Below are 10,352 nucleotides of genomic sequence, written 5' to 3'. Positions count from 1 at the left end.
AGTATCGAATGAGAATTGTCTTTTTTTAGTTTGATTTACCGTACTAGTTAGAAAAACGTGAGTTTTTCAGCAGCCTCAATTTATTAGTCCTTCTTTTATTATTTTGATTCCATTTATGCTTGATTTTTTTTGCACGGCCGTACTAAAATTAGTACATGCGTACAAATGATAAGATGAATAAACAAGAAAATCGTTCTTTTATTGAAGAAACTAGACGTGCTCAAATTGTTGACTGTGCAATTAAAGTAATTGCTACAAAGGGTTTTGTGAATGCTTCTATATCGGAGATTGCTAAGGAAGCTGGAATTAGTAAAGGGGTGATTTCTTATCATTTTTCCAGCAAAGATGAACTGATACAGCAGGTCGTAATAGAAGTTTATCATGCAGGTGCAATCTTTATGGAATCTCATATGAAAGGAAAAAGCACTGCAAAAGACATTTTAAAAGCTTATATTGAATCGAATTTGAAATTCATGGATGATAACCCCCAAAATATTATTGCTGTGACAGAGATTTTGGCCAATGCCCGCACGAAAGAAGGAAAGCGCCTCTATGATGGGACAGCAAATGAGCAAATATTAGCACCGATTATTCAGCTTTTACATCAAGGGCAACAAGATGGCAGTTTTAGAACATTAAATGCTTTTTCTGCAAAGGTATTAGCAACCACTATTCGTAATGCTATTGATGGGGTTGGATTACAGTTAGCTTTGGATTCTGATTTGGATCTCGAATCCTACACAAAGGAACTGATAACACTGTTTGATTTAGCAACTCGAAAAGAAAATTAATTGTCCAGCGGAATCTAAATTTGAAGAAAGAAGTGTTTTTATGCAAAGTAATAATAAATCAATTGATAATGCTATTGGTCAGGTAATCAAATTACAAATTATCTTTTTTGTGATGAGTATTCTGCTTTTAGTACTGGATTTTATATTTCGAGACAACATTAATGGATATGTATGGCTGCGTTCGGGGGGACTTGCCATCCTTTCACTGGTTTATATAAAATTTGGTTTTAAGTTAAAGGAAAGAAAGCGATCAGCGTATATACGTGTTATGATCATATCTATTGCGGGTGCTTTTGGTATTTATGCAATAGCAATTGGTGGTGGGGATGTATATCCATTATGGATGCGGTTAGAACAAGGGATACAAGGGTTATTGTTAATTATGATAATCATTATTCTTACACGTCCCAAAAATCGAATCGATTTTGCTAAGGAACAGAAATAAGAGAAAAAAGGAAAGCAAATGGTTTTGAAGTATACCGCAATCGGACGCTTTTCTGAATGAAGGATCAGGATCTGATTAATTACGGAAAACCAGCTAATATCTTGATGGGGGATTAGATGGTTTTATCACCGACCAAAATTATGAAAACTATGAAACTTTCAACTTAATAGGTATTCACTGGTCCATATCGAGGTCCCGTATGGATTGACATGATGATAAAACAAAGGTGTTAATTCCCTAAAATCTTCGGGAGTCATTTTCTTCAATCAATATTGGTTGTTGACATAAAGAACTTCTTGAGCCATTAAGGTATTCATATAGACTAAGCAATTTTGCAGCAATTGAAGTGATAAGGCAGACACCTCTTGATCCCCTATAGAATTGGAACGCATTTCACTGTTTTTCCCATAAAAAATATAGGTATTCACCGAGTTTCATTGTTCCACTGTATTTAACCCTTCATGAATCTCCCTACGAATCTCTAGCCATTTGTGTTCTGGTTCGTGCAATTGTAAAGCATAATGAAGCCATTTTTTCTTGATTATCCAGTTTGTCTATTATCGCCAATGACTGTATCAGAATAACTCCAAACTGACTTAAGTGGATGGGAAATCGTTAAACTCCTTCATAAACTATTCGATTTAAATAACATTCAATTCAATTCAATTCTATTTTACCTTGTGATTCCCTTAGGAAAGCTTCATTTTAATTTACGCGATAAACTGTATAATGGGGTAGCGTCAGGAAAATGCGGATTTACAACGTTAAGGGAATTTCGATATTAAAAAGCCCAATTTCTCAGCATTAAAATTGAGTGGGCTTTTTTCGTTACTCCATTAAAGCGCCCGATTGATGAATAAAAAACAATTCTTTTTTATTGATTGTTTTAAAGAATATTTTCCGGTAGATGTTTTTTAGCTAGTATTACTTGTTGCACATGATAATAAAAATTAATCTTGATATATTTTTTGAGCTTCATATTTAAATCCATGATACTGATAATTTTGTTTTTTGTACATTTCTCTAGGAGTGTCTTCTCCGTCGGTTCCCTTGAAATATTAATTATTACAAATATTGTCCCGAAATACGTTTTACTCCTTCTGTATCCAGAAAAGAGACCCAAACCCCTGTGATATCAAGGATTTGAGCCTTTGGCAGTTGATGACCTGTGAGGGATTCGAACCCACGACCCCTTCCCTGTCAAAGTCCGTGCCTCAATACAAAATCCCTATCCATGTTTTCACAGCCGTCGCTAGAATCAATAGAGCCAATATGACTTGCAGGACTTTTACATTCATTTTTTTACCGGCCATTGCCCCAAGCGGAGATGCTATTAAACTAGCAACAACCATGATCAATGCCGGATAGAAATCAACTTGCCCTGTTGAGATTTTCCCTGCTGTTGCACCAATGGATGAAATGAATGTGATTGCTAATGAAGACGCGATCGTAACCCTGGTTGGAATTCTTAAAACGATGAGCATGATGGGAACTAATAGAAAGCTCCCTCCAGCCCCGACTATTCCAGACCCTAATCCAACGATTAATGCAAGTATGGCCGCAAGCCATTTGTTAAAGGTAACTTGATCCAAGGGAATGTCATCTATGCCTTTCTTCGGAATGAACATCATGACAGCCGCTACCAAAGCCAAAATGCCATAGACGATATTCACTCCGTCTTCCGACATCGATTGTGATCCAAAGCTTCCAACCACGCTTCCGATTAGAACGCTGATCCCCATATAGAATATGAGCGTTTTATTTAAATGTCCGCTCTTACGATAGCTCCATACACCTCCGATGGAAGCGAAAAAGACTTGTACAGCACTTATCCCTGTCACATCATGGGCACTAAATGCCACTAAACCGAAGATGGGGGGAATAAACAGAAGCATTGGATAATTTATAATCGAGCCCCCGATGCCGAGCATTCCAGAAACATATGAACCTATAAAACCAATTAAAAAGATGGTAATGATCAAGGTGATATCCATTGTACCTGCCTCCCTTAAAAGAAGGGAACCCTAATGGTTCCCTTCTCTTTATCAGCCTTTCCTGATCCAAAATTTCAGTATATCATTTTCTTCTGCCGTTTCCACTAGTTCATGACCACCGGATCTTGACCAAGCAGCTAAGTCGGCTTTAGCTCCTTTATCGGTTACATGTATTTCCAGCACTTGTCCGGTTTGCAAATCATTCATCGCTTTTTTCGTCTTAACAATCGGCATTGGACATGCAAGTCCCCTAGCATCTAACACTTTATCTGAAATCATTTTTCATCTCTCCTATTGGCTTCATTTTTTATCAGGTTTAGCGAACCGCACAACGATTTGGTCCGATTTCCATTTCGCGCTGTTTTTCATCATCGGGCTCGATTTTCCCCATATTGGTTTCGCGAATGTCTTGATAAGCGTTCGGTTGAGGTGGTAAATTACCTGTTACCAGCTCTCTGAATTCTATTTCATCGGCAATGTTCATTCCATGATTTTCAGCAAACAGCGTTCCCAACTTTTTAGCGACACTTCCGTCTTCATTCAATTCATCAATGATCATGAAATGTGATGGCAATACGATTAACTCATCCGATAGTTCCCTATAACGTGTATACAGTGTTTCTCTCAAGTCCCCTACCCAATCTTCAGCCAATCCCGCTAGGTCCGGTCTGCCAATGGAATCGATGAATAGTATATCTCCGGAAAGCAGGTATTTTCCATCGACCACAAAAGATGTGGAGCCAATGGTGTGGCCAGGGGAGTATAATGCTTCGATATCAATCGCTGAATGACCGATCTTTATCACTTTACCGCTTTCTAATGGCTGATATTCAAAAGTTACCTCAGCTGCATCTTTTGGCGGCAGCCAGTAATCTGCATTTGTCCTTTCCGCTATTCGTCTTCCTCCTGAAATGTGATCGGCATGTAGGTGTGTATCTAGAACATGTGTAATTTTCACTCCGATACCATCGGCGAAATCAAGGTAGGCATCGATCATTCTTGTGGAATCAATAACGGCTGCTTCACCATTGGAAACGACCATGTATGATAAACAGCCTTTACCAAGTCGCACAAATTGGTAAATTTCTCCGACATTGGTCAACTCGCCGATTTTCACCGGTTCCAAATGTTCACTCCATGCTTTCATTCCACCCTTTAAGTAAGAAACATCCAATCCAGCTTCAAAAAGCATCTCAGCTACCATAACGGATGAGCCTTCCTTTGCACATACAACCAGGATTTCCTTATGTGCCGGAATTTGATCGATGATTTCTTCAACGCCATCCAGTAAATCGAAGTAAGGAATATTAAGGAATTCAAAATTCTCCCCTTCCATTTTCCACTCGTTAAAATCACTTTCATTTCGAACATCCAAAATGAATAAGTCCGTTTTATTGATTACTTTCTTTGAAACCTCCGCCGCTGTCATTGGATTAACTGCCATTCTTTATACCCCCTATAGTATTTAACATTTCAAATTTTTTTACTTTAAAAGGATAAGGTTACATCAGCATCCTTAGCGAACTCTAAAAATGTGACCGCTCCACCCACTTCGATGCCGTCAACGAAAGCTTCTTTTTCCAACCCCATAACATCCATAGTCATTTGACACCCAATAAACTTAACGTTCATTTCCTGGGCCATAGTAACTAACTCTGGAATGGAAGGAACATTAGCCTTTTTAAATCCTTCGGCAAAATGATCTTTACCTTCAGGCATTGGCAGTTGTACATTTGCTTCTTTATGAATTAAGTTTAAGCCTTCGAAAGTAAAGAAAATGGCCACTTCTTGATCCGTTGCTGCCGCTGCCGTTGCGATGTTAAACACTTTATATGCGTCAAATAACCCACCATTACTTGCAATTATAACCACTTTTTTAGACATGATATATTCCTCCATTTTAAGTCTCTTTTATTCATTCACTGATTTTTGGGTAGGACCATTCCACTGGCTCATGCCTAGTTCAACATTGAATACCTGTTCAAATCCAGCTGCCGTCAGTTTTTGTGCAGCCAGATCACTTCGGCTGCCAGTACGGCAAATCACGAAAATCTCGGACTCTTTTTCCAATTCACGCATACGTTGTTCCAATTCACCCATCGGGAGGGATTTAGCTGTTGGAATATGATTGAAAGCATACTCTGCCGCTTCTCGTACATCAAGGATGATGGTGTTTTGATTTTCTTCGATTTTTTGAAGGAGGCCGTCATTTGAAATGACTTTTTGATGCTTCTTCTCTTGTTGCTCTTCTCCGCCTGCTTTCCGAAGATAATGTTTTAGTGTGGTCCCCCCTTCAACCGTACCCAAATATTGATGACCTGTACTTTCGGCCCAGGCTTTCATATCGGCAGTTGTCCCTTTATCAGTCGCTTGAACTTCAAGCACTTCCCCTGCTGCCAGGCCGTGCATGGCTTTTTTCGTTTTTACGATTGGCATTGGGCAAGCTAAACCTTTAGCATCCAAAACGGAATTTGTTTTAATCATTTTATTTCCTCCTTATGTTTTTTATAGAGATGGGGGTATATTTAGCTTTAAAAATTATTCTATGGGACCTTCCCATTCATTCATGCCGCCCACCATGTTCAACACTTTATATCCATGATCCTCAAGTAACTGCGCTGCCCTTGAACTTCTGCCCCCTGACCGGCAGACCATGATATACTCTTTTGATTTATCCAGATCCTGCATTCTAAATTCCACTAGGCCCAACGGGATGTTCAAAGCATTTGATATTTTCCCTGCCTTTACTTCATCCACCTCCCGCACATCAATAATATGGACTGGCGAGTTTCCCTTCAATAATGCACTCACTTCATTCGGTAAAATTTCTTTCATCTTTATAATATCCTCCTTTTATTCGCGCCAAGAACTCATGCCGCCTTTTACGTTGGTGACATCATTAAATCCGAGTTTTTTCAAAACTTTACATGCATTACTGCTCCGCATCCCGCTTTGGCAAATCACAACAACTTCTTTATCTTTTGAAAGTTCTTGTGCCCTTTTGCCAAGTTCGTTTAAAGGTATATTTTTAAAGACCTTAATATGATTGCCCCTAAATTCATTAGGAGTACGGACATCAATGAATTGCTTACTTCCTTTGTTATTCAACGCCGCTTTTAACTCCGCCGCTTTTATATTTTTTATCCCCTTTGCCGGAACAAATCGCTGATATAAAAACCAAACGATGACACCCAATATGATGATATTAAATATAGTTCCCATTTGAACTCATCCCTCCGGTACCCCAATTTATATAAATAAGTTTACATTTCCATCCTCTGCTTCGGCTAAATAAGCCGCTACACCTGCATATTCTATTCCATCCATTAATTCCTCTTGCTGCAAGCCCAATAAATCCATCGTCATCGTACAGGCAATCAGTTTCACATCTTGTTCTTGGGCCAACTCAATTAAATTCGGGAGTGACATGGCATTATGTTTTTTCATCACGTGCTTGATCATTTTCGGCCCCATTCCAGCAAAGTTCATGTTGGATAGACCCATTTTATCAGAACCACGGGGCATCATTTTTGCAAACATTTTTTCAAGAAAGCCTTTTTTTAATGACAGCGGCTCATCTTTCCTTAAAGCATTCAATCCCCAGAATGTATGGAAGATGGTCACTTCATGATCGTAGGCTGCGGCACCATTTGCGATGATATAAGCAGCCATTGCCTTGTCATAATCACCACTAAATAAAATGATCGTCGTTCTTCTCTTTTCGGTCATATATTTTTCCTCCTAAGCCTATTTCAATTACCTGTATAGGTATATAATCCGTAAAAAAACATTCATTTCTATATACCATATAGGGTATATAGAAATGACGAAAAAATGATTAGAAGCCCTAATATCCAAAAAATCCTGTACTTCATTCAAGAAAAACTCTTAACAGGAACATACCATTTATACAAAAACGGGACCAAAATAAATAAAAATATTACAATAAATAAAATTTGTGCTTTTTACTCTTAGTTTACTCACTCCTAACTTATGAGCTCATATTATACCTATAGGGGTATATTGTCAAACTAAATAATTTCACAAAGTATATATACAAAAGAGTACCCGTGTACGTGTAAAGGCACAATAAATTATTTAAAATGCAAGTTAAAAACATACATAACACCGTTCAAAATTTTATGAACGGTGTTAATTCCTCTAATTTCCCCATTTTTTTGATGTTTCCCCTTGTTTGTGCCCATTTTCTAAATAAAGCAATTTACCTGCTTCATTCTCTGTCAACTATCTTTGAAAAGTCATCAAGAGTACTTGAATACTTGATATAGGTTCGTGGTAAAAGATAGAGTTCATCTTTAATACCCTTCTCAATAAATGGTCCAGGAGTTGTCGTAAGTCCAAACAAATAGTATTTCTTCGTTTCTGCTACGACTTTATCGTTGAAATTCCCGTAAGGATACGCAAGAACATTAACTGGTTTGCCCGTTATTTTTTGAATTTTATCTTTGGACCCTTTCAGTTCATATTCATAATTTTTTATTTTCGTCAAATCGGGATGTGTAGCAGTATGAGACTGGATTGAGATTATCCCCGAATCAGCCATCAGTTTTAAATCCGATTTCGATAATCTGTTGGAACGACCGATAAAGTCAGAAATAACAAAAATGGTGCCAGTTGGTTTAAAACGTTCGGTTTTCAGTTTTTGAAAGATTGCGAATGCATTCAGATTGTTTTTGTACCCGTCATCAAAGGTAATGAAAATGGGTTTGTTTACTTTATTAATGTCTTGCCACCGATCAAAAGTTAATAATGTGAAGCCATGGTCTCGCAAATACAACATTTGTTTCTCGAAATTCTTCGGGGTTACATATAACTCCTTAGAACCCTGCCCATTAAACTCGTCAATTGAATGATAAATCAAGATGGGCACTTCTAGTTGCTTACCGAAAGCATGAGATGCGAACACAAACGTGAGAAATAAGGAAATCAATACAATATTTTTCATAGAACTCCTTCCTGAAGTACTTTGTTTTCATATATGGTCCCACAAAGTCATAGAAAAAATCAGAATCACCTACATGTCACACATACCAATCCATCTATTCCCTTCGCGTCCACTTTGGATCCTTTAAATACTCATGATTTTCATAGTACAAATAACATTAAAATGTGCGCGCTACCTCTTGTACGATAAAACGATCATCATTTGTTCTTAACATCCATAATAAACTGATGGTAGCTGCATTGTTAAAATACCTTTAAAAAATCCTTACTAGAAGGTTAAAAGATTAAAAAAATTTGAACATCTGATGGTTATCACGAAAACCTATTGGGCCTTAAAAGAAGCACATTCGGGTTTATGGGAGGAAGTAGGATGCAACACAACGATAGGAAAAGGGAATGGAACGGCTTTTCCAAAACGATTCCCTATTCTCTTTTAGATGTAAAAGATGAATTAAAGAAAAAAGGTAAAAAACAGACTTCTGTTAAACCGCGGGAATTAACGGGAGAAGAGACAATGTTAATACATGAAATTAAAGAACGAACAAGACAACACAACAGTAATAATGTGACCCGAACACATGCCTATTTTCAGTTTTATCTCCGTTACCCAGAAATACACTGGGCACTACTTGGACATATGGTATCGCGTAATGGCGGTTGGAATATGACGGATTTAAAAGGGGAGTTATATACAAGACTTTTATCGGAAAAAGATCAACTTATCTTCTTTTCTTTTCTGGAACGAGGGAACTGGTTAATCTTCCAAGATGTGTACCCACAATTTTTGTTGTATGAACAAAGTGTCAAAAGATCAAAAAGACTGTTTCATCTTCTACCATTTTTCAATGTATCAACTTTTATGGAAACGTTGTGGAACCATTTTTGGAGAAAAGGCGACCACTATATGTTAGCCATTGCCACCGTTATTAATGAACAAAGCTATTTAGAAAAAAGTGTCTTTCAAAATACCCATTTTAAAAAGACCGTACTAAATAGTATTGGATTCAAACTTTATGATTTTTTTCGCTTTAACCATATTCTTTTTCCATTCTATAAGGATGAAACCAAACAAAAAACATCGCTAGTCGGGAATACAATGAAGCATTTCACCTCCCTACATGAGCGAATATTGCTGGGCAAGCGATTATACTCACAGCTGTTTAGCAGTGAGAACATCTTATCAGGAGTAGTAGAATGGGCACATGATCATCCACATACCGGTTCGCGAAAAGACTACTGGCCGCATTTGTTTAATGATGTAAACGAATCATTCCCCCGTGCATTTTATAAACGTCGAACAAAAAAGTGCCAATTAAGAAAAGGTGCGGATCGTTTATACAGTCCGCGATTAATATACTCATGGAAAGATATTAATCATGAAGAGGAAGAAAGCAAAGACTGGTTTGAGGACTGGAAAATCATGGACTACTTAATCGATAAGGAAGAAAATACAGATGGGGAGGTTTATGATGAGTACTGCAAAACGCTTGAAAAAATTGAACTTGCCATTCTGGCAAAAAAAAACGTCTTACTCCGAGAAGAAGCAGAAGACGAGTAACCTTCGGGCTTTTGTTGCCACCATAGTTCTCTCTTGTTTCATCGGGACTTATTTAGACTTACTGTTTGTCGGTAAACAAATGTATGCCTTTCCAGCAAGACCAGTCCCAGATATATTTACAATCAATGTCGCTTTTACATTATTGATATTGCCAATCTTTACTACGCTCTTTTTATGGATCGCAAAAACGTTGACTACATTTTCAAGAATCCTGTTTATCGTTTTGATTGGACTTTGTATAGGTGTTTCCGAACCGTTTGCTGAGAATTTAGGATTGTTTACTCATAGCGAAGCATGGCATCATTCTTATTCCCTTTTCGGCTACATGATCTTCATGCTCCTTATTTGGAATTTTTATCGATGGTTTCAATAACAGGCGACTGTATTATAAGTATAAAAAAAACAAAGGGTGTCACAAAAATTCCAATAAACTTTTTGTGACACCAAATATGCTAGCAGGGTTTCCCTTCTGGACTGATGATTAAAAACTAAAATAGTTCACTCCTTTGAAAGAAATATGGAAAAACCTTTTTAAACTTTTCAGAAAATCTTGTTCGCAACGATTTTGGCACCCATAGCCAAATATTAAGTGCATGATA

Annotated in this window: 13 protein-coding genes and 1 pseudogene; 4 read left to right on the top strand and 10 right to left on the bottom strand. The window is 37.5% G+C overall.

Annotated elements, in window-relative coordinates; translation table 11 throughout:
• Positions 1-173: 173 nt before the first annotated feature.
• Both N9I19_RS09305 and N9I19_RS09300 read left to right on the top strand, forming a co-directional pair.
• On the top strand, positions 174-791 hold the full coding sequence (locus N9I19_RS09305) for a TetR/AcrR family transcriptional regulator (RefSeq protein ID WP_317777607.1): 618 nt from the start codon (positions 174-176) through the stop codon (positions 789-791).
• Between the two features lie 40 nt (positions 792-831).
• Positions 832-1,236, top strand: coding sequence for a hypothetical protein (locus tag N9I19_RS09300; protein WP_089363275.1), 405 nt, complete (start codon positions 832-834; stop codon positions 1,234-1,236).
• A gap of 147 nt (positions 1,237-1,383) precedes the next feature.
• Here N9I19_RS09300 and N9I19_RS09295 read toward each other — a convergent pair.
• The 10 genes and pseudogenes from N9I19_RS09295 to N9I19_RS09250 all read right to left on the bottom strand — a co-directional run.
• A pseudogene (locus tag N9I19_RS09295) lies at positions 1,384-1,718 on the bottom strand (Tn3 family transposase); the annotation flags it as partial.
• A gap of 732 nt (positions 1,719-2,450) precedes the next feature.
• Positions 2,451-3,230 (bottom strand): sulfite exporter TauE/SafE family protein, encoded by a 780-nt coding sequence (locus N9I19_RS09290; protein WP_317777606.1) that lies wholly within the window; start codon positions 3,228-3,230, stop codon positions 2,451-2,453.
• A gap of 51 nt (positions 3,231-3,281) precedes the next feature.
• Positions 3,282-3,509: a sulfurtransferase TusA family protein gene (locus tag N9I19_RS09285; RefSeq protein WP_089363273.1), complete on the bottom strand. Its 228-nt coding sequence runs from the start codon at positions 3,507-3,509 to the stop codon at positions 3,282-3,284.
• 37 nt (positions 3,510-3,546) lie between these two features.
• The gene (locus tag N9I19_RS09280; protein ID WP_317777605.1) at positions 3,547-4,674 is read right to left on the bottom strand and encodes an MBL fold metallo-hydrolase; all 1,128 of its coding nucleotides are present in this window, start codon (positions 4,672-4,674) and stop codon (positions 3,547-3,549) included.
• A gap of 44 nt (positions 4,675-4,718) precedes the next feature.
• Complete coding sequence (locus N9I19_RS09275) at positions 4,719-5,114, bottom strand: DsrE/DsrF/DrsH-like family protein (protein WP_317777604.1); 396 nt, start codon at positions 5,112-5,114, stop codon at positions 4,719-4,721.
• Positions 5,115-5,141: 27 nt separating this feature from the next.
• Complete coding sequence (locus N9I19_RS09270) at positions 5,142-5,714, bottom strand: sulfurtransferase TusA family protein (RefSeq protein WP_317777603.1); 573 nt, start codon at positions 5,712-5,714, stop codon at positions 5,142-5,144.
• Between the two features lie 54 nt (positions 5,715-5,768).
• Entirely contained in the window at positions 5,769-6,065 is a 297-nt protein-coding gene (locus N9I19_RS09265) for a rhodanese-like domain-containing protein (RefSeq protein WP_089363270.1), read from the bottom strand.
• A gap of 18 nt (positions 6,066-6,083) precedes the next feature.
• Entirely contained in the window at positions 6,084-6,452 is a 369-nt protein-coding gene (locus N9I19_RS09260; protein WP_317777602.1) for a rhodanese-like domain-containing protein, read from the bottom strand.
• 27 nt (positions 6,453-6,479) lie between these two features.
• Positions 6,480-6,959 (bottom strand): DsrE/DsrF/DrsH-like family protein, encoded by a 480-nt coding sequence (locus tag N9I19_RS09255; RefSeq protein WP_061462784.1) that lies wholly within the window; start codon positions 6,957-6,959, stop codon positions 6,480-6,482.
• A gap of 502 nt (positions 6,960-7,461) precedes the next feature.
• A complete protein-coding gene (locus tag N9I19_RS09250) occupies positions 7,462-8,196 on the bottom strand; it encodes a polysaccharide deacetylase family protein (RefSeq protein ID WP_089363267.1) in 735 nt (244 codons plus the stop codon).
• A gap of 369 nt (positions 8,197-8,565) precedes the next feature.
• Here N9I19_RS09250 and N9I19_RS09245 point away from each other — a divergent pair, with 369 nt between their 5' ends.
• Both N9I19_RS09245 and N9I19_RS09240 read left to right on the top strand, forming a co-directional pair.
• The gene (locus N9I19_RS09245) at positions 8,566-9,753 is read left to right on the top strand and encodes a DUF2515 domain-containing protein (protein ID WP_317777601.1); all 1,188 of its coding nucleotides are present in this window, start codon (positions 8,566-8,568) and stop codon (positions 9,751-9,753) included.
• Positions 9,665-10,126, top strand: coding sequence for a CBO0543 family protein (locus tag N9I19_RS09240; RefSeq protein WP_317777600.1), 462 nt, complete (start codon positions 9,665-9,667; stop codon positions 10,124-10,126). Before N9I19_RS09245 ends, N9I19_RS09240 begins: the two co-directional genes overlap by 89 nt.
• The last annotated feature ends 226 nt before the right edge of the window (positions 10,127-10,352 follow it).

Origin of the sequence: Peribacillus sp. CSMR9 (genome assembly GCF_033141925.1) — a bacterium.
Taxonomy (GTDB): Bacteria; Bacillota; Bacilli; order Bacillales; family DSM-1321; genus Peribacillus; species Peribacillus simplex_A.
Note: the sequence above shows the minus strand (reverse complement) of the source record. Positions and strands in the feature narration are given on the sequence as shown.

Bases quoted from the DNA above. Each gene is read 5' to 3' on its own strand.
- N9I19_RS09305 (WP_317777607.1), top strand. From the start codon at position 174: ATGAATAAACAAGAAAATCGTTCTTTTATTGAAGAAACTAGACGTGCT.
- N9I19_RS09300 (WP_089363275.1), top strand. From the start codon at position 832: ATGCAAAGTAATAATAAATCAATTGATAATGCTATTGGTCAGGTAATC.
- N9I19_RS09290 (WP_317777606.1), bottom strand. From the start codon at position 3,230: ATGGATATCACCTTGATCATTACCATCTTTTTAATTGGTTTTATAGGT.
- N9I19_RS09285 (WP_089363273.1), bottom strand. From the start codon at position 3,509: ATGATTTCAGATAAAGTGTTAGATGCTAGGGGACTTGCATGTCCAATG.
- N9I19_RS09280 (WP_317777605.1), bottom strand. From the start codon at position 4,674: ATGGCAGTTAATCCAATGACAGCGGCGGAGGTTTCAAAGAAAGTAATC.
- N9I19_RS09275 (WP_317777604.1), bottom strand. From the start codon at position 5,114: ATGTCTAAAAAAGTGGTTATAATTGCAAGTAATGGTGGGTTATTTGAC.
- N9I19_RS09270 (WP_317777603.1), bottom strand. From the start codon at position 5,714: ATGATTAAAACAAATTCCGTTTTGGATGCTAAAGGTTTAGCTTGCCCA.
- N9I19_RS09265 (WP_089363270.1), bottom strand. From the start codon at position 6,065: ATGAAAGAAATTTTACCGAATGAAGTGAGTGCATTATTGAAGGGAAAC.
- N9I19_RS09260 (WP_317777602.1), bottom strand. From the start codon at position 6,452: ATGGGAACTATATTTAATATCATCATATTGGGTGTCATCGTTTGGTTT.
- N9I19_RS09255 (WP_061462784.1), bottom strand. From the start codon at position 6,959: ATGACCGAAAAGAGAAGAACGACGATCATTTTATTTAGTGGTGATTAT.
- N9I19_RS09250 (WP_089363267.1), bottom strand. From the start codon at position 8,196: ATGAAAAATATTGTATTGATTTCCTTATTTCTCACGTTTGTGTTCGCA.
- N9I19_RS09245 (WP_317777601.1), top strand. From the start codon at position 8,566: ATGCAACACAACGATAGGAAAAGGGAATGGAACGGCTTTTCCAAAACG.
- N9I19_RS09240 (WP_317777600.1), top strand. From the start codon at position 9,665: ATGAGTACTGCAAAACGCTTGAAAAAATTGAACTTGCCATTCTGGCAA.